At 47.0% G+C, this 18,845-nt stretch carries 14 protein-coding genes; 10 read left to right on the top strand and 4 right to left on the bottom strand.

Annotated elements, in window-relative coordinates; all coding sequences use genetic code 11:
- Positions 1–18 precede the first annotated feature (18 nt).
- Positions 19–2,334 carry a phosphoribosylformylglycinamidine synthase subunit PurL gene (gene purL, locus PMG25_RS10275; RefSeq protein ID WP_283766809.1) on the bottom strand — a complete coding sequence of 772 codons (2,316 nt, stop codon included), beginning with the start codon at positions 2,332–2,334 and terminating at the stop codon, positions 19–21.
- A 159-nt stretch (positions 2,335–2,493) separates the two neighbouring features.
- On the opposite strand from purL, the gene PMG25_RS10270 reads away from it, so the two are divergent.
- From PMG25_RS10270 to PMG25_RS10255, 4 genes are read left to right on the top strand one after another with little or no spacing between them, the layout of a single operon-like run.
- Positions 2,494–3,186, top strand: a complete 693-nt coding sequence (locus PMG25_RS10270) for a hypothetical protein (protein WP_283766808.1) — start codon at positions 2,494–2,496, stop codon at positions 3,184–3,186.
- 6 nt (positions 3,187–3,192) lie between these two features.
- Positions 3,193–3,402 (top strand): type II toxin-antitoxin system HicB family antitoxin, encoded by a 210-nt coding sequence (locus PMG25_RS10265; RefSeq protein WP_347178801.1) that lies wholly within the window; start codon positions 3,193–3,195, stop codon positions 3,400–3,402.
- Positions 3,395–3,640, top strand: a complete 246-nt coding sequence (locus PMG25_RS10260; RefSeq protein WP_283766806.1) for a type II toxin-antitoxin system HicA family toxin — start codon at positions 3,395–3,397, stop codon at positions 3,638–3,640. Before PMG25_RS10265 ends, PMG25_RS10260 begins: the two co-directional genes overlap by 8 nt.
- A complete protein-coding gene (locus tag PMG25_RS10255; RefSeq protein ID WP_283766805.1) occupies positions 3,621–4,523 on the top strand; it encodes a metallophosphoesterase family protein in 903 nt (300 codons plus the stop codon). Before PMG25_RS10260 ends, PMG25_RS10255 begins: the two co-directional genes overlap by 20 nt.
- 91 nt (positions 4,524–4,614) lie before the next feature.
- Here PMG25_RS10255 and PMG25_RS10250 read toward each other — a convergent pair whose 3' ends face one another.
- Complete coding sequence (locus PMG25_RS10250) at positions 4,615–11,784, bottom strand: CHAT domain-containing protein (RefSeq protein ID WP_283766804.1); 7,170 nt, start codon at positions 11,782–11,784, stop codon at positions 4,615–4,617.
- 398 nt (positions 11,785–12,182) lie between these two features.
- Here PMG25_RS10250 and PMG25_RS10245 point away from each other — a divergent pair, with 398 nt between their 5' ends.
- From PMG25_RS10245 to PMG25_RS10220, 6 genes are all read left to right on the top strand, one after another.
- Complete coding sequence (locus PMG25_RS10245; protein WP_283766803.1) at positions 12,183–13,061, top strand: response regulator; 879 nt, start codon at positions 12,183–12,185, stop codon at positions 13,059–13,061.
- Positions 13,061–13,363 (top strand): circadian clock KaiB family protein, encoded by a 303-nt coding sequence (locus tag PMG25_RS10240; protein ID WP_283766802.1) that lies wholly within the window; start codon positions 13,061–13,063, stop codon positions 13,361–13,363. The genes PMG25_RS10245 and PMG25_RS10240 overlap by 1 nt, the downstream gene beginning before the upstream one ends.
- A gap of 38 nt (positions 13,364–13,401) precedes the next feature.
- On the top strand, positions 13,402–14,937 hold the full coding sequence (kaiC, locus tag PMG25_RS10235) for a circadian clock protein KaiC (protein ID WP_283766801.1): 1,536 nt from the start codon (positions 13,402–13,404) through the stop codon (positions 14,935–14,937).
- Between the two features lie 17 nt (positions 14,938–14,954).
- Positions 14,955–15,449, top strand: coding sequence for a hypothetical protein (locus PMG25_RS10230; RefSeq protein ID WP_283766800.1), 495 nt, complete (start codon positions 14,955–14,957; stop codon positions 15,447–15,449).
- A gap of 146 nt (positions 15,450–15,595) precedes the next feature.
- On the top strand, positions 15,596–16,294 hold the full coding sequence (locus PMG25_RS10225) for a calcium-binding protein (RefSeq protein WP_283766799.1): 699 nt from the start codon (positions 15,596–15,598) through the stop codon (positions 16,292–16,294).
- 228 nt (positions 16,295–16,522) lie between these two features.
- On the top strand, positions 16,523–16,858 hold the full coding sequence (locus PMG25_RS10220) for a DUF4870 domain-containing protein (RefSeq protein ID WP_283766798.1): 336 nt from the start codon (positions 16,523–16,525) through the stop codon (positions 16,856–16,858).
- A 1-nt stretch (position 16,859) separates the two neighbouring features.
- Here PMG25_RS10220 and PMG25_RS10215 read toward each other — a convergent pair whose 3' ends face one another.
- Positions 16,860–17,306 carry a hypothetical protein gene (locus tag PMG25_RS10215; protein ID WP_283766797.1) on the bottom strand — a complete coding sequence of 149 codons (447 nt, stop codon included), beginning with the start codon at positions 17,304–17,306 and terminating at the stop codon, positions 16,860–16,862.
- A gap of 48 nt (positions 17,307–17,354) precedes the next feature.
- A complete protein-coding gene (locus tag PMG25_RS10210; protein ID WP_283766796.1) occupies positions 17,355–18,791 on the bottom strand; it encodes a DEAD/DEAH box helicase in 1,437 nt (478 codons plus the stop codon).
- Between the last annotated feature and the right edge of the window lie 54 nt (positions 18,792–18,845).

Genomic DNA, 18,845 nt, shown 5'->3' with positions numbered 1-18,845 from the left:
ATTGCAGGAGGGAATTGGCTAAACGTGGAGACGGCGGGGGATGGCTTGTTGGTGGCGATCGCCCATTTCTGCGATCGTAGCTGCTAAAATGCCCTTAATCTCCAGACTCTCTCCTTGCACTGTGCCCATAGCCTGCCATTGATGGGGCAGTTTCTCCTGAAGATAGGCTTCCCAAGCTTCTACAAATTCTGGCGCAACCGAGACCACAATTCGGGCTAATCCTTCCCCAAACCAACTCAGATCCGGGCGTTGCTCGCCAGAGGGAAACTCAATCTGCGCTCCTAAGCCTCCCGCAATGCAGGATTCTGCCAGGGCAACCGCTAACCCGCCTTCCGCGCAATCATGGGCTGAGTTGAGCCATCCCTGACGAATGCCGTGGCGACAGGCGGCTTGCACCCGACGTTCCAAGTCAAAATCCACGGTTGGCGGTTGTCCGGCGACGGTGTGGTGCAAACTGGCGAGATATTCGGACGCGCCCAAGGTCAGATTTGCACCGGAACCCAACAGGTAGATGCGATCGCCAATTTTACGCCATCCTTGGCCGCAAATCCTCGATAAATCGGGCACTAACCCCACCATTCCCACCACAGGAGTCGGATAAATGGGCTGGGGATTTCCCGAACTATCAAGAGTTTCATTATACAGAGACACATTCCCCCCAGTGACGGGAGTGGAGAACTCCCCGCACGCTTCCGAGAGTCCCCGACAGGCTTCGGCGAGTTGCCAATAGCCGATCGCTTTTTCCGGGGAGCCAAAATTCAGATTATCGGTCACAGCAATGGGTTCTGCCCCCACACAGCTCAGATTTCGCGCCGCTTCTGCCACCACCGCTTTCGCCCCTTCGTAGGGGTTGAGATAGACGTAGCGGGAATTACAATCCACCGTTGCAGCCACCCCCGACTGCACAGCAGGCAACGGTTGAGGTTCCACGCTGTCATTCACCGGACGCAAGCGGATAATCGAGGCATCCGCGCCACCGGGAAAAACCACCGTGTTATTCTGTACCTGATGGTCATATTGGCGATAGACCCATTGCTTCGAGGCGATCGTGGGTGTATCTAAAAGATCCAGCAGGCAGTCTTTCCAGGACTTGAACTCGCCCCCAATTTCAATCCCCTCAGCCTTACAGGGGGGCAGTTCTGCCTCCGTCCATTGCCAGGCAGTTTGGGCATATTCCGGCGGCTCGGCCATCAGTTCATGGTGGTAAATGGGGGTATTATCCGAGAGTGCCGTAGCCGTAATTTCCGCAGCCGTTTGTCCTTGGAAGAGAATCCGCACAATGGGATCATCAATCACTTCTCCGGCAACCACCGCTTGCAGTCCCCAGCGATGGAAAATGTCGATTAGTTCCTGCTCCCGACCCTTGTACGCCACAAATAACATCCGCTCTTGGGATTCCGACAGTAAATACTCGTAGGGAACCATGCCGGTTTCGCGCACCGGAATTTTGTCCAGATCCAGCTCAATGCCGACCCCGCCTTTCGCCGCCATTTCTGAGGTCGAGCAGGTAATTCCGGCGGCTCCCATGTCCTGAGCAGCCACCACTGCCCCGGTTTTGAAGGCTTCGAGACAGGCTTCAATCAGGGATTTTTCCAGGAAGGGATCGCCGACTTGCACTGCGGGGCGATCGTCCATGGAGCTGTCGCTCAGTTCGGCACTAGCAAAACTCGCTCCCCCCATGCCATCGCGCCCGGTAGTCGAACCCACATAAAGAACTGGGTTACCCGTGCCAGAGGCTCCAGATTTGACAATTTCTGGGGTTTCCATCAATCCCAGAGCCATAACATTGACTAAGGGATTGCCGGTATAGGCGGGGTCAAAATAGACCTCACCGCCCACGGTGGGCACGCCTACACTATTCCCATAATGGGCAATACCATCCACAACCCCGGTAAAAATGCGACGGGTGCGGCTATCTTCCAGGGAACCGAAGCGCAGGGAGTTGAGGACGGCAATGGGGCGAGCGCCCATGGTAAAGATGTCGCGAAGGATACCACCGACTCCGGTGGCAGCGCCTTGGAAGGGTTCGATCGCCGACGGATGATTATGGGACTCAATCTTAAACGCTAACCGCAGACCTTCACCGAGATCCACCACTCCCGCATTCTCTCCAGGGCCGACCAGGATGCGATCGCCTGTTGTCGGAAACTGACTCAGGAGGGGCCGGGAGTTTTTGTAGCAACAATGCTCCGACCACATCACCCCAAACATGCCTAATTCTGCCTTATTGGGGTGTCTACCGAGGCGTTGGACAATTTCCTCATATTCCGAGGGTTTCAAGCCTTCAGAGGCAATATCTTGGGGGGAAAACGGACAGTCAGAAGGTGCAGCCATGATCGATTCGCAACAGAGAGCGCCTTTCTGATTTTAGGGCAAAAGGGCAAGGGTACAGCAGGAGAACAGCAGGAGAGAAGAGGCGATCGGGTTACTGCTTAGGGTTAAGACTATAATTTTAATTGAGTAATCTAGAACACAGGTAGGATAACTTCATTAATGATCAATAAACAATTCACAGAATCCTTAAGACGCAAGATTGATTTGCTCAAGTTATTGATGATTCAGTATGTTACAGATGAACGTAAGGATGGACAACCTGATGGTTATAAAAAATTTTATTCTGAAATCTGGTCTGAACTGAAAGACTTAAACTGGGAAAACCCAAATCCATATAAATCCCTCGAAGCGTTTTGGGTGTATTGCAGAAAAAATTTAAACACCTATGCAGAAAGAAGAGCCTATGTCGAGGACTTATATGCTGATATTTTACTCAAAACAGATGAGCTAGAACGACGCTCAAGCCGTTCAAGGCACTGGAAAAAAGCAAATAATTTACTTAAAGATGAATTAGATCCCGTGCGAATACAATGGCAGAAAGCAAAAAACTTTATTTACTCAGCTAATCCTGACTATGAAAATGCAATCAAAGAAGCGATAAATTCCATTGAATCGTGCTTAAAGATTCTTTTAAACGAACCGAGAAAAACTCTAGGTTATTTGATCAAATCAGATAACCTAGATGCTGATATTGCCAAATTAGTCTCACAGGCTTATGGGATCGCTAGTAACAAAAATGGCATAAGACATGGTGGAACCTCAATTGAGAATCTATCTAAGGATGAAGCAGAGTTTTTTCTAGATTTTTGTGCTATTGCAATTATCTATATAATTGCAAAGCTGAAGAAGTAAAATTTGATTAAGAGTTGTCACTTGACTGTAATTGTGTATAAAGAAGAGGATCTTTATATTGCCGAATGTCCAGAAGTGGGTACAGTGGATCAAGGAGAAACCATAGAACAGGCGATCGCCGGTTTAAAACAAGCCACACAACTCTATTTAGAAGAATTTCCCCTCCCAGAAACTTCGCCTCGATTTGTGACTACCATTGAGGTTAACTATGCCTAAGTTACCACGAATTTCTAGCAGAGAAGCAATTCGGGCGCTTGAGCGTTTAGATTTTGAAATTGTTCGTCAAACGGGGAGTCATGTTGTTATGAAACAGATAACTGACGAAGGAACAATTGGTTGTGTCGTTCCCTTGCATAAAGAGTTAAAAGTTGGGACGTTAAGTGGTATTCTCAGACAAGCACAAATTACTGTTGAAGAGATGAAGCTAAACCCGAATGAATATCAAACGTCGTAAACTCCTGGGTTGGGGAGCCGGAGTGACCCTAGGCTGGGCAATCAGTAAAGTGACTGTATCGAATCGCTCTCAACCTCCCTTAGAAAAGGCGATCGCCCAAAATCCTCTCACCCCTGATTCCCCCCTGCTGCGATTTATCTCCGTAGCAGATACGGGAACCGGGGCCCAGGGTCAATATGCAGTGGCCTCAGCCATGACCCAGTATGCTCAACGCTTTCCCTGTGAATTAGTTATTCTAGCCGGAGATAATATTTACAACGAGGGTGAAATAGAAAAAATTCAAGCCGTTTTTGAAGACCCCTATCGCCCCTTGCTTCAACAAGGCATTCCCTTTTACGCCTGTTTGGGAAACCACGATATTCGCACGGATAATGGTGTGCCTCAAACCCAATATCCTCTCTTTAACATGGGAGGCAAACGTTACTATAGCTTCCGTCAGAAAGCGGTGCAATTTTGGGCCTTAGATACCAATTCTAATGCAGACTGGGCCAACCAACTGGCTTGGTTAGAACAAGGTTTAAAACAATCAGACGCGCCCTGGAAAATTGTGTTTGGCCATCACCAAATCTATTCTTCTGCCCACTATGGCTTAAACAATAAATTGATTCCTATCCTTACCCCCTTATTTCAGAAATACGGAGTACAACTGTATATCAATGGCCACGATCATGTCTATGAACGCACCCACGCCATTAATGGTACAACCTACCTCATTTGTGGAGCAGGGGCAGGGGTACGAGATGTGGGTCATTCAGACTGGACAGCCTATTCTGCCTCTCGTCTGAGTTTTGCTGCCTATGAAGTTTATGGCGATCGCCTAACGATCCAAGGTATCGGCACAAATTACCAGGTTTTCGATCGAGGAGTTGTCCCCATCTCCTGAAAGGGCGCTTCGCGCGGTAATAGGTAACAGGTAATGGGTAATAGGTTCTCTTAAAAGTACCCATTACTCATTACTCATTACATCCTTCCACCTACCAAGGCGTACCAATCATCGTAAACGCCCCCCAATAATACGGATGAGAAAAAGACACACTCCCCTGATCCAAATTCTTTGGCAAAGGAATCCCTCCTTCTCCCCTCGTTCCTCGCAACTGTCCCCCATCCAAACTCACCTCACCCTCCAACATTGCCAACTGCGCCCGCCGCAGAGCCTCCGCACGAGTCGGCGCAGACTCCAACTGGTCATAAAACTTACTCATCAGCGCCAACGTCCCCACATCGCTACTGTACCAAAGACTCGCCAGCGCCGATTTCGCCCCAGACATCACCGCCAACCCTGCAAACCCCAACTCCGCCTCCTGACTCCCCAACGCCGTGCGGCAAGCACTCAACGTCAACAAATCTACAGGAGGATTCCCCCACTCTAACCCCCTCATCTCCGGCAGTTGAATCTGCGACTCCCACAACTGAATAAACGAATTGTCTGGAGCGCCCTCTTGGAAATCCGCATGAGTGGCTAAATGAATAATCGGAAACTCTCCCGTCTGATGCTCTGTCCGCAAATTCTCTACCGTAAACCCCTCATTCAGAAACGCATCCTCCCCACCAATTTCTCGCAACTCCACCGGAACCGCCGGTAAAGGCGGCATCTCCTCAAACTCCGAAGCCCCCATAGCCAAAACCTCCACCCCCTGCAAATTCCGATACTCCGGCAACGTCAGACTAAAACTGGGAATCAACCCCAAACTATACTTCTCCATCAAAAACTGCTCCCCATCATGCAAAACCGCGATCGGTAAAGACCTCAGTCCCGCATCCGGAATCATCACCAACGTCTCAATTCCCTGCTCCTCCAACGTCCCTTCTAACGGCTCAATCAGCAATTCATGCAACGCCTGTGCTGGTGGTAAATAACTCGTCGTTCGCAACTTAAACTGATTCGTCACCTCCTGACGCAACTCATTCACCAGCGCCATCACCTCCTCCCGCTTCACCTGGGGAAAATCCACTTGTATCGGTTCCTCATTCGCTGTCACCAAAATCAAGTGCAACGCATCCTCTGGATGGGGGAGACAAGCGGGGGGTGGCTCGACCCCTTCTACCTCTACAGCAGTGGGAACCGGACATACCAGCGCCGCATTCTCTTCCAACTGCCGACGACCAAACACCACATAAATCAATCCGGTTTTTACAGGCGCTTGACTGGCTTCCTCTAACCAACTCTGAATTTCCCGCAACTGCAAAATTCGGGTATTATTCTCCAAACCCAAATACACCTCATATTCGCGGGTAAATTGAGCTTCCAAAGCGGCGATCGTTTCATCTAAATTCACCTCATCGGCAGAGAGCAAAAGAGGTTGCGCCCCATGCTCCCGTCCCAGCAGCACCGCATTCACCGCACTCCCCACACCATTGTCTGAACTCCCCTCTCCCGATATTGGCACTCCAACCCCTGGAAACACCGAAGGAACAACAGGAACAGCGCCACCATTACCACTACCACTACCATTTCCACTCCCTCCCCCAGAATTAGAGGGTGCAGAGGTAGGAAACTCCGAGATAGAAGGACTCTCTGTGGGAATTAAAGGAATAGCAACCGGTGCAGTGGGTACAGGAGGAGTAACCGGTATCGTTATCGGTACATTTGTCTCTACCGTTGGCTCTTCAATGGGTGATGTTAGAGCAGTATTAATCGGTGTAACCGTTGTCGGGGTTAACCCATCATCGGTCACAATTTGGATAGTTCCCAAGGTAAACGAATCGGCAAACTCTTGATTCGATAAAGTAAACGCTCCCGTCGTAATCACCCCTTGAGTCCCATTCACCCCACCATTTCCGACGACAAACGGCTGTATCGGTGCATTCAATGTCCCTCCCTGATGCCGAATTTCAATCGTTCCCCCACCCAGTCCTCCAGCAGTGGAGATGCTGGCATTCTGGCCATTTTGGTCTATAAACGTTCCCCTAGCCTGGAAAAATGCTCCTGTAGATTCGGCAAACACATTGCCCCCCGTGCCTGCGGTTCCTCCCTGAGCATTAATAAAACCGACTTGCACATTACCAATGGGGTCAAGAAATACGGAACCTCCATCTCCTGTAGTGGCGCTGGAGTCAATATCACCGGTCGTAATTGAAACTTGCGCTTGGACATTAATATCACCTCCGGCTGTATCTCCCGCAGAAGTGAGATTTCCCGTAGTGATGCTACCCGTGGGACTGGTTAGAGTGAGACTGCCACCGCTTCCCGTGGCTGATGTATCCAAATCTCCCGTTTGAATATTGCCTTGGTTACTGGTTAAACTCAGAGGCTGACCACTGGTACTAATATCTCCCGTAGTCACGTCATTAATCGTCGTAATGGATAACCCATTGCCCCCGGTGGTAACCTGCCCTTGAATATTTAAACGATTTAAGGGATTAGTTTCCCCTAGATTACCATTGAGGCTAATCTCTCCCGTACCTGATTCTAAAGTGAGTCCAGCATTGCCATCAATTGTGCCGCCAATATTGAGGTTACCCTCTCCTGTTCCCGTACTCAGCAGCGCATCTGCACCGAGATTAATAGCACCATTGAGGTTAATATCGTTATTGGCCGTGGTAATATCGGCATTCAAGTTGATTTGAGCTGCATTTAAGGTAATGGAGGCATTATCGTTTCCTGTAAGCGTGCCATTTACTGTTAGACTCGATCCAGTGAGAACGGTAACGGGATCTTGAAATGTTAAACTGCCCTCAGTCACCACTGTTCCTGATAAGGTATTGCGTCCAATGGCGATCGCCTGAAACCCATTTTGCCAGTTTTGAATATCTTCACTGCTGATTTCTAAAGTATTGGAGTCATTATTATCTATTCCTCCCAGTCGAATATTTTGGCTATTAGTGAACGGTTCTATGGTTAGATTTCCAGTACCAGCCAGGGAACCCTCAAAACTCATGTCATCGGCAACCAAAGTAATATCGCCAAGGGGAACAGAATTACCCACTGCACCAAAGAATTGTAGGTCTCCTGTACCGGTTTGTACCGTTAAGTTTTCTCCCCCTGCTGTTGTCCCATCAACGGTATTATCAAAAGTCAGGTTACCATTATTTGTGGTAAAGGTAACGCTACTACCTAAAATTACTGCATCATTATAGCTCTGCTCTCCTGTCGTGGTGATATCTGCATTAATTTCAGTCGTTCCCCCTGCATTTGTCCTGATTTGACCAGCATTGACGGTATCATTAATCTGAGTCAATCCTGTACTATCAATCGTAAAATTAGCTAAGGGATTGGTGCTGCCAACTTTTCCATTAAAGGTAATATTTCCTGTGCCTGCATCTACCTTAAAATCTTGCGTTCCATCCAGGGTTTGCCCAAAGGTAATATCCCCATTGCCACTTTCTAAGATTAAGTTGTCATTGACTTGCACAGACCCATTATAGGTTTGCCCTCCGGTTGTGGTGACATTGCCATTCAGGGTGGTATTTCCATTCACGGTTAAACCGGTTAATGGGTTAGGACTTCCCACTGCATCAGAAAAGATAATTTCTCCTGCATTGACGGTTAAATCTTCGGTTCCTGAAATGGGATTAGAAAAAGCTATATTAGCGCCACCACTGTCTAAAGTAACGGAGTTATTCAGTTGCACGAATCCATTATAGGTTTGCCCTCCAGTTGTGGTAATATCGCCATTTAGGGCTGTGGTTCCATTAACGGTTAATTGATTTAAGGGGTCAATACTCCCGACTGCATCCGCAAAGGTAATATTATCACTATTAACGGTTAAGGTGTGAGCGCCATCTACTGTATTGGCAAAGCTGATGTTACCGTTACCACTCTCTAAAATAACTGAGTTATCCAATTGCACAGAACCCGTATAGGTTTGATCTGTTGTGGTGGTAATATTGTTATTGAGTCTTGTATTTCCATTAACGTTTAAACGATTTAAGGGGTCAACACTCCCCACCGCGTCGGAAAAGGTAATACTGTCACTATTAAGGGTTAAATCTTGAGCGCCATCCAAGGTTTGCCCAAAGGTAATGTTATTGGTGCTGTTGAGGGTGAGATTATCGTTTAATTGAACGGCATTATTATAGGTTTGGGTGTCTGTGGTGGTAATGTTTGCATTGAGTTGAGTGGCTCCGGTAACGGTTAAGTTATTTAAGGGGGTTGTGTTGCCGACAGGACTGGTAAAGGTTGCGCCTCCTGAGTTGAGGATTAAGGTTTGATTGCCATTGATGGTATTGTCTAAGTTGATGAATCCGCCGTTACTGTCTAAGGTGATATCATCCACTAAATTCAAGGGAGGAGCCAGGGTCATGGCTCCATTAGAGGTTAAATTATCGTCTAAATTGAGGAGTTGGCTACCTTGAATATTGAGTTGACCAGCACTTTGAATTCCAGTAATTCCTGAAACGGTACTCACGGTATTTTGAGGAGGGTTAATTAAGATATCGCCGGTGTCGAGAAAGAGATTGCCAGAACGAGTAATAGCAGCCAATTGACTCCCTTTAATATAGAGGGGATCAGTTTCTGTGCCAATGGCGTTGGCATCTAAAAGAACCCTGCCACCAAAGATAGCTGAATTGACGGGGGAGCTATCTAAAATACTTCCAGTGGCGATAAATTCCCCGGTTTGATTGGGGCTTAAGGTTAAGGCGTTGAAAAACTCTAGAGTTTCTCCTTTGAGAACAAGCGTATATTGTCGAGGAGGTGCAGGATTGCCGCTATTATTGAGATCTAAGGCTGCAATACTAATCGTGCCGGTATTTTCAATGGTGACGGTTCCAGTAGTGTCGATATTTTGGGACATTTCGACTTCATTTAAGCTGAATTGTCCGGGGATATCTTGACCGAGAAAAATGGTGGCATTTGGATTTTGAGGACGCAAGTTAATGTTGCTACCAGAGGATGAATTGATCTGGCAACAATCCATATTAATATCACTGGCTGTAATGTCTAGATTTCCGGTGATTAATTGATTTTGGGATAAAGTGAATAGACCCCCAATATCAAAATTTAGAGGATTACCATTGGTTTCGATTAAGCCTTGAACTCTGAGATCGCCGGCGGCGTTTAAGATTACTGGATCTTTGAAGTTTGCGGTGATCCCAAAACCAGTGATGGGGAGAACATCTAAGTTGCCTGCTGGTGATTCGAGGGTGATGGAGTTAAAGCCGTCTTGAAATAAGTTGATTTCGTCGTGATTTAAGAAGGTGAGATAACCAAAGTTATCGCCGCCAATTTCAATATCTAAACCTGGAGATTGGGGTTGTAGGGTTAAATTTCCTGTGCCAGAAATGGGCTGGGTAATGTAGGGGGAATCTGTAATGATCTGAATATCGCCTGTGCCTGCACTAATGGATGCAGTAGAATTTAAGCTAATAAATCCTCCGATAGTGGCTGCATTGAGGGTAATGTTTCCGCCTTGAGAGTCGAGAGTTCCTTGAAGATTAATGCCATTGCCTCCAGCTAAACTGGTGCCATCTAGGTTAATGGTTCCTCCCCCAGAGTTGACGGGTGCGTTAATTAAAATTCCAGAGTCGAGGGTGATATTGGATATTCCAGTGAGGGTGATGGAACCGCTTTGGGTGGAAATGGGTTGGTTAATATAAACTGAGCCATCGCTGGCTGTAAAGTTGAGGTTGAGGCGATCGCCGCCACTACTGGTATTACTGTCAAAAATTTGTCCTTGAATGTCAATGTTACCAGCAGCATTCAGAGTGAGGGTGCTAGTGCCGATGCTGTTAAAATCTAAGTCTGTAGATAAGGTAATATCACCATTTTCTAAGCCTCCTGTGCCTACAGTGGTAATTTCTACGTTTGAGCTATTGCTTAAAGCAGTAGTAATTAAATCGACTCCTAATTGGGCGGTGCTGCCGGTGGGGGTAAAGGGGGCGCTGGTGTTAATATTGGTATTGCCATTTCCGGCAACAATTTCTACATTGTAGGGATCGATTAACCATGTGCCTCCCTCCCCAAAGGGGGCGGAAGTATCGGGGGTTTGGGTGAGGTCTAAGGACTGTAAGCCACTGGTTTCGATGAAGCCTCCGTTGCCGGAATGTTGCCCGCCTCTGGCGCTTAGGGTTCCATAGATTCTGGCGGTTTCTTCGGCAAAAATGATAATTTGTCCCCCATCTCCGGCTTCTAAAGCGTCGGCGGAGAGTTGGGAATTGGGGCTGATAAAGGTGCGGGAGGCGTTGGGTAAAATGCCTTGTCCTTGTATGTCTCCGCCGACAAAAATTTCACCACCGCCATTGATGCCAGAGGCGTTGATGTTGGCATCAATGACTCCTATTTGTTGTCCTAAAATCTGCATTTCTCCCCCTTGATTTCCCGATACATCGAGGGTTCCTGATGTGATATTCAGTCCGCTGGATGGGGGGAGCGTGATGCCACTGCCGGTTAATTCCACTTGTCCCTGTGAATTGACGGTCATTTGGTTGGCATGACTGAGGAAACCGCCGGTAATCAGTTGGGGTAAAGAGGGGGGTTGAATGGGAGTTTCTGGGGTTGTGGGTGTTTCGGATAGGGGTAAGTCGAGGGTTAAAAGATGTCCTTCTTGGGAAATGCGGACGACTTGCTCGCCGGGAATGGCGGCAATGGTGATTTTTCCGCCAGGTGCTTCTAGGGTTCCCAGGTTAATGGTGGTTCCGCCTAGGAGGGTGAGGTGCTGTTGGGGATTAACGGTTAAGTTGCCTTCGTTGATGATTGTGCCGGGATTAGTGTAGGGAAATTGAAATTCACTGGGTATACCGATTAAGTTGGCGTAATTATTCTCTCCTTGAGCATTAAACCAAGTATTATTACCAAATCCGATCGCCGTTGCTGTGGTTGCAGTGAAGTCTGCGGGGACGTTGAGCTGGGCGTTGGGGCCGAAAATGATGCCCGCAGGGTTCATCAGATAGAGGTTGGCATTACCTCCAGCGACTTGAATGAGTCCGTTGATGAGGGACGCTTCACCTCCCACCACCCGACCGAGAATGTTTTGAATGTGGGGTTGGGCGATGAAGTTGGCCACTTCTCCAGGGTTTAAGCCCAGTTGTTGAAAGCTGTGGAATAGATTGGAACCGGCTTGGGTTCCCCCCGTGATCTGATATTGAGTGCCATTAGGAATCACTTGGGTTCCGGTGGCATCTTGGGCTGGGGTAATGGAGGGTTGAGCGTAGGTAGGTACTGCATAGGACAGAAAGACACAGAAGGCAGTAATGGATTTCCACATGATGAGCTTGGGTGAGGAGTCGAACTGTTCCCATCATACTCATTTAGGTTTGCACTATTAAAATCGTGCAATCTGTGTAGTGCGAGTCATGTGAAGTCTAGGTTTTAGCCGCCTAACCCACCCTACGCTAATGCACATTTTTAGCTGTGTCACGGCACTACGAGGGTTGGCTTAATTAGTTTCAGTCGGACGGGGTGGCCTTGCTGAGGCGATCGCGCTCTTGTATAAGAGGCAAATTATAGTATAAGCTAAATCTATTGGTATGATTTGAAAAAAATGTTTACATTCATAGGAGATCCCAAGCCTCCAGGGAGGATATCTTGACGCAACTAAATTATACAATGATAAATACTCTTAATCCTATCCAACCCAAGACTTTGGGTAGAGAAGGTTAAGTTATGATCTTTTTTTATGTCTTATTGGTAACAAGCAATTCAGAAGATTATACTCAAGTTTATCGGTTCTTAAATGAGGCTCCCACTTCAGCCACACGGGATCTAGGTTTTCAAGTTGACTGTTGCCATCATTTAGAAGAGGCGATCGCCCAACTCTCAGAAAAACACTTTGATGTTCTGTTAATCTCTCTCAATTCCCCAGATAGTCAAGCGATGGACACCTTACAGAACTGTCAGGAACAGTTTCCCCACCTGGCTATTGTGGTGTTTACAGAAAATCGGGATGAAACCCTGCGGGTTCAATGTCTACAGTTAGGGGCCCAGGGCTATCTCGTCAAAGATCAAATCGATAGTAAGCTTTTAGTCTACTCCCTGCGATTGGCGATCGAGCAAAAACGTCAACTGCAAGTTTTACAGCAAAATCAATTAAAACGGCTGCAAGAACAAGAAATTATGGGTCTTAGACATATTGCTGATACCGTCAAAACCCAGATTACTGCTAAACTGTTTGGATTATCCTTATTACGAGAATCCTCACCGGAAATCTTTCAAGAAATTGTACAACAATATGGAGAGTTAATGGACTTGTCTATGGAACAAAGGGTTTATAAAGTTGACTATAACATTTCCGAGCAACTGCGGAACATGGGGGAACAGCTCGGATTCTTAAAAGCATCCCCTAGAGATGTGGTTGAAATTCACACTCAAGTTTTGAAAGCAAAAACCCAAAACAGCAATCCGGTTAAAGCGCAAGCTTATGTATCTGAAGGGCGACTCATGGTTTTAGAATTAATGGGTTACTTAGCCTCTTACTATCGGAAATACTTTATTGGCTTAAGTAAACTTAATGTCACCAAAAATTACAAAAACTTGAAACCGTAATGCACCACTATTTACTCAAGCTCTATATTACTGGGAATACGCCCAAGTCCCAACGAGCGATCGCCAATCTTATAGAGATTTGTACTAGCCAACTTGAAGACCAATATGAACTAAAAATTATTGACGTTCTAGAAGAACCCGAATTAGCAGAAACAGAAAAAATCTTAGTCACGCCCACCCTGATTAAACAGCTTCCGCAACCCATTCAGAGGATTATCGGCGATCTCTCTAATCTGGATACGGTACTCCTAGGACTAGATTTGATTCCAGAGACGAGAGACAATGAAAGAAACGAATCCTGAGATTCTCATCCATCCTTCAATTAATCAAACCACTATTGATGACTGTAGACAAGTATCCAGACTCAGAGGCAATTGAGAAGCTTGAAACCGGTATTCCCGGATTTGACTTTCTGTCCCAAGGAGGGCTACCCAAGCATCGGGCAACCCTAGTAGTGGGAACCGCAGGGAGTGCAAAAACCGTATTTGCCACCCAATTTCTGGCCGAAGGGATTAAACGGGGCGAAAATGGTATATTTATCACCTTTGAAGAACCGCCAAAAGCCATCCGTAAGAATATGCGCGGGTTTGGTTGGAAAATTCGGCAATGGGAAGACAACCGGCAATGGGCCTTTGTGGATGCCTCTCCTCAACCGGGAGATAAACCCATTGTCAGTGGGGAATACGATCTCGGTGCATTGTTAGCTCGGATTGAGTTTGCTATCCGTAAATACAATGCAAAGCGAGTATCAATGGACTCTTTGGGGGCGATTTTTTCCCACTTGACAGATAATGCCCAAGTTCGTAATGACTTGTTTAAAATTGCCTCCGTTCTGCGAGAATTAGAAGTGACCTCTATTCTGACAGCCGAGCGCACGTCGGAGTATGGCGAAATTAGTCGTTATGGGGTGGAAGAGTTTGTGGCCGATAATGTGGTCATTTTACGCAATGTTCTCTGTGAGGAGAAACGCCGCCGCACCATCGAGATCCTTAAATATCGGGGCACAGAACACCAGAATGGGGAATTTCCGTTTACGATCATTCCCAGGCAAGGGGTTACGATCATTCCCCTATCGGCGATCGAATTGGAACAACGTTCTTCTAATATTCGTATTAGTTCAGGTAGCTTAGAACTCGATCGCATGTGCGGAGGTGGGTTCTTTCGCGACTCCATTATCCTCGTCTCTGGAGCCACCGGAACCGGTAAAACCTTAATGGTAACGGAATTTATGGTGGGTGGCTTTAAAAACAACGAGCGCTGTCTGCTATTTGCCTTTGAAGAAAGTCGCGAACAACTCTATCGAAACGCGATCGGATGGGGGGTAGACTTCCAAAAAATGGAGCAAGAAGGCCTGTTAAGAGTCGTCTGTCGCTATCCAGAAACCACCGGTTTAGATAGTCATCTGATTCAGATGAAAGAAATTATTGAAGACTTTAGACCCAATCGTGTGGCGGTCGATAGTCTTTCTGCCCTAGAACGAGTCTCGAACTTGAAAGGATTTCGGGAGTTTATTATTGGATTAACTTCCTTTATTAAACAACAAGAAGTGGCCGGATTATTCACGTCTACTACACCCACATTGGTGGGCGGAACCTCGATCACCGAAGCCCATATTTCCACGATTACTGACTCCATTATTTTGCTCAGATATGTGGAAATGTATGGAGAAATGCGGCGCGGTCTCACTGTCTTAAAAATGCGGGGTTCTATGCATGATAAAGATATCCGTGAGTTTTCCATTGATGCAGATGGAATGCATATTGGTAAGCCCTTCCGCAATGTGACGGGTATTCTAGCTGGAAATCCCATGTATATGGCCCAAAGTGAGGTCGATCGCCTCACGGGTTTATTCGATCAAGGTGTTGACTTTAGCTAAAGTAGAAGATCCTGACTATGACCGCTCCTGATTCATCCGAAGAAGATAAGCAACTCGAACAGGAGGCTCGTGCGGGACGCGAGTTTTCCTTAGCCGAACTCATTAGTCGAGAGGGGGGAGATTTCTTAAAAGGGGAATCCCCCATTCCTAAATTGGCCCAAGCGAGGACGGAAATCAACCGATTTATTGTTAATCACTTACCCGATTCATCTGGCTGTTTACAATCGGTTCTACAAACCTGGGTTAGCCTGGATGAAGCGAAAGTGAGTCAACATTTAGACGACCCCTTACGCGCCCTTGAAGAGATGATTGCCTCCATTTTAGACAATCAACAGTTACTGTATGAATTGGTCAAGCAAGTGGATTTTCGCTGGGGTCAACTGTATCAAGAAAAACCCTATTTTCAACGACCCGGCCAACCCCCTCACCCAGAGGATGAATATACCCATGAATCGGTCTATCAAACCCTGAGTGAGTTCCTAGACGGTGTGAAGTTAGGGAATAGGGAATAGGGAATAGGGAATAGGGATTACAGCGCAAAGCACTGTAAGATCTCAGTGAACGATTAAACTTTGTCGGTTTTTCTGGACAAATTTTCCTGTACTTGCAATTATGCAGGGGTAATGAACGATCTTTTTGGTGATGAGGAGAGATATCGATGGCAACCATTACGGGAACCCCTTTCAATGATTTTCTGGGTGGAACGCCCTTTTCCGATCTGATTTTAGGTTTTGAGGGGAATGATAGCCTCTATGGGGTTGATGATAACGATCAAATTTATGGCAACCAAGGTGTAGATTTAATTTCCGGTAACCGAGGGGATGATGCGATCTTTGGGGGACAAGGGAATGATGTGATCTTTGGGGGACAAAATAACGATCGCATTTTTGGCAACCGAGGGGACGATCAGATCAATGGTAACCGGGATGAAGATATTCTCTATGGGGGCCAGGGCAATGATATTGTTCGAGGAGGTCAAGGAAATGACCAATTATGGGGGGATTTTGGCGATGATATCCTCTATGGGGATAATGGCAGCGATACGGTAACGGGGGGTGCAGGTAATGATATTTTTGTCATTGGTGTGTCTGCTGCTCCGAATGCTCGCACCACTGGAGGCCGTCGCATGGAAGATGCGGATGTGTTTACCGATTTCCGTTTGGGGGAAGATGCGATCGGTTTGAGTAATGGTTTACGCTTTGAAGATTTGGAAATCTTGCCGGGAATGGGCAATCAAACGATTATTAAGGATATGCAAACGGATGATTTTCTGGTCATTGTTGAGGGAGTCAATTCTACTGAGTTGAGTGAGGCGAATTTTCGTACTGTACCGGGGCAATTTACAATTTGGGTTTGAGATCGAGTCCGGGTAATCAATGAAAATACAGCTTACCAAGCGAAGCACTGTATAGCAGTAAGGTAGGCAGGGTCTGCTGGTAGACTTTGAATGATATTGCAGGGTTATCCTGTCCACCCTACGAAGGTTGGCTATTATAACGGTTTAATCCTGACGGTAATCCGTATGGAAGTTTGTCGAGGGCATTGATTACTATAAATGTAGAAATTTAAGTTACTGGAGAAGAGAATGTACGATCCAGATAAGCGCAAGTTACTTTCAGCTCTATGTCAAGGCTCTATTTTCTTTAGTTTATTGTGGGTTTCGGTGGGAGTGCCGATCGCCATTTCTGTCATCTCTGACGATCCGGTGGTCAAGGAGAATGCGAAAGAGTCCCTCAATTTCCACTTTAATGTGTGGTTATACGAAATCATTTTTGGTGTACTCACCATCGTCTTGATTGGGTGGCCCCTGCTAGGACTATTGCAACTGATGAGTGTGATCTTACCGGTTTTGGCGATCGCCCATTGTCTGAGCCAACCGGAAACCAGCTATCGCTATCCCTTTATCTTTCGTCTCCTCTAGGTTAACTCAAATAAGCCATCACCCCACCCACGAATAAACCCAAAACCGAGGTGATGGCTAAAATAAAAAAGGCTTGCCACTCCGTAAACCCCAACGTTTGTAAATCCAGGCGAGCTAATGCACCGGCACAGAGCAGTACAAAACTCCGATAAAACACATGAATTCGGGATAAAATTAACACCGAGAAAAAGCAGAGGGTAACCACAGCTAACAACAACCCTAAATCGCTTTGAAATCCCTTGACAATCCCCTCTTTCAACTGTCGCAAAGGAGCCGTGAGCAATGCCGTAAAACTCAGGGCTAACAGGATTTCCAGAATCCAAAGACGAACCTCCGCCGAGAACGACGGAGGTTGTTCTGACCAATTCAGAGGCGGAAGGGCCGCCGCAAAACTGGTATAAGAGATCAGTAGAATGGCGAGGGAAGGCCAGGGCAGTTTCTCAATCATATTTAACCAAGACCTCCCACTTTATACTGTGACTATTGAACCGCAGGATTAGGATTTTTCACTGGCTCCAACCCGGTCTTGGCGCTTGTCCCGCATGGACGAGGCATTTCTATTGCGTTTAGCCAATTTAGGTTTGGGAGTGGTGTATTTCACATCATCTTCCGTGGCATCATAGTCCGTTTCTGCCCAAGCTGGACGGGTACTATCATAGGCCATTTGCAAAGCAGCCGCCGCGATCGCATGGGGTTCATAACCTTCTTCACTCAACTTCGCCACCAAAGGCAAGAAGGAAGCCATCCGCTCTCCAGTCACCGCATCGCTAACTTGCTCTTGCAAGCGGTCAATATGCCGGGCTTCAATCTGAGCGCGAGTCGGAATCCGATTCACAGTTAACCGTTGACGCACATAGCGTTCAATTTGGCCCAGTTTACGGCGCTCAAAGGATTGTACCAAACAAATCGCCGTCCCATCCTTACCGGCCCGTCCTGTCCGACCAATGCGGTGGACATAATTTTCCAGGTTGTCGGGTAAATCGTAGTTAATCACATGGGAGAGGTCATCCACATGCAATCCTCGTGCCGCGATATCGGTTGCCACCACCCAACGCACTTGACGATGGCGGAAGCGAGTCATTAACCGCTCCCGTTGGGATTGGCTTAAGTCCCCGTGATACTCATCCACACTATAACCAGCCGATTGCAGTTGACTGGTCAACTCGGCCGCTTGGCGACGGGTACGCACAAAGATAATCGCTGAATCCGGGCTTTCCATTTCTAGAATCGGTTGCAGCGCCCGTTGTTTCGTCCATCCGCGTGGAATCATATAAGCAATTTGCTCAATATGAACCGGAGCCGCTTTGGTACGCTCCACGGTCACCGTAATGGGAGATTTCAGGAACCGTTCCACTAAAGAGCGGATTGAAGGGGGCATGGTGGCAGAGAAACAAGCGGTTTGTCGCTCTGTGGGCACTTGAGATAAGATTTTCTCCACATCTTGAATAAAGCCCATATTCAGCATTTCATCGGCTTCATCTAAGACCACCCAAGAGAGGTCTTTGAGTGTCAGTTCTTTGCGGTCGAGTAAATCAATCACCCGCCCTGGGGTTCCCACCACAATATGCACTCCATTTCTGAGCCGTTGGATCTGGCGCTCAATGGACTGACCCCCATAAATAGCGGTCACCCGAATCCGTTTATCTCCGGTTAAATCACGAATGGCTTTGCGGACTTGTTCAGCTAATTCCCGCGTTGGGGTCAGAATCAGGGCTTGGGGGTTGTGGGCCTCAAGATCGAGGCTTTCTAAAATCGGCAAGGCAAAGGTTGCAGTTTTACCGGTTCCCGTTTGCGCTTGGCCAACCACATCTTGATTCTGAAGTAAATGGGGAATGGCTTTGATTTGAATTTCTGTGGGTTCAACAAACCCAATGCTTTCTAAATATTGGGCACGGTTTTCAGAAATTCCGAGTTCTTGAAATGAAACAGTCATTAATACTCCTTAGTATGAATGGAAATTTTAAGTCCGATGTCAGCGTGAGTTAAC

This window comes from Roseofilum capinflatum BLCC-M114 (genome assembly GCF_030068505.1).
In the GTDB taxonomy this organism is placed as follows: Bacteria; Cyanobacteriota; Cyanobacteriia; order Cyanobacteriales; family Desertifilaceae; genus Roseofilum; species Roseofilum capinflatum.
This window is presented reverse-complemented; position numbering and strand designations above follow the sequence as displayed.

Bases quoted from the DNA above. Each gene is read 5' to 3' on its own strand.
- purL (WP_283766809.1), bottom strand. From the start codon at position 2,334: ATGGCTGCACCTTCTGACTGTCCGTTTTCCCCCCAAGATATTGCCTCT.
- PMG25_RS10270 (WP_283766808.1), top strand. From the start codon at position 2,494: ATGATCAATAAACAATTCACAGAATCCTTAAGACGCAAGATTGATTTG.
- PMG25_RS10260 (WP_283766806.1), top strand. From the start codon at position 3,395: ATGCCTAAGTTACCACGAATTTCTAGCAGAGAAGCAATTCGGGCGCTT.
- PMG25_RS10255 (WP_283766805.1), top strand. From the start codon at position 3,621: ATGAATATCAAACGTCGTAAACTCCTGGGTTGGGGAGCCGGAGTGACC.
- PMG25_RS10250 (WP_283766804.1), bottom strand. From the start codon at position 11,784: ATGTGGAAATCCATTACTGCCTTCTGTGTCTTTCTGTCCTATGCAGTA.
- PMG25_RS10245 (WP_283766803.1), top strand. From the start codon at position 12,183: ATGATCTTTTTTTATGTCTTATTGGTAACAAGCAATTCAGAAGATTAT.
- PMG25_RS10240 (WP_283766802.1), top strand. From the start codon at position 13,061: ATGCACCACTATTTACTCAAGCTCTATATTACTGGGAATACGCCCAAG.
- kaiC (WP_283766801.1), top strand. From the start codon at position 13,402: ATGACTGTAGACAAGTATCCAGACTCAGAGGCAATTGAGAAGCTTGAA.
- PMG25_RS10230 (WP_283766800.1), top strand. From the start codon at position 14,955: ATGACCGCTCCTGATTCATCCGAAGAAGATAAGCAACTCGAACAGGAG.
- PMG25_RS10225 (WP_283766799.1), top strand. From the start codon at position 15,596: ATGGCAACCATTACGGGAACCCCTTTCAATGATTTTCTGGGTGGAACG.
- PMG25_RS10220 (WP_283766798.1), top strand. From the start codon at position 16,523: ATGTACGATCCAGATAAGCGCAAGTTACTTTCAGCTCTATGTCAAGGC.
- PMG25_RS10215 (WP_283766797.1), bottom strand. From the start codon at position 17,306: ATGATTGAGAAACTGCCCTGGCCTTCCCTCGCCATTCTACTGATCTCT.
- PMG25_RS10210 (WP_283766796.1), bottom strand. From the start codon at position 18,791: ATGACTGTTTCATTTCAAGAACTCGGAATTTCTGAAAACCGTGCCCAA.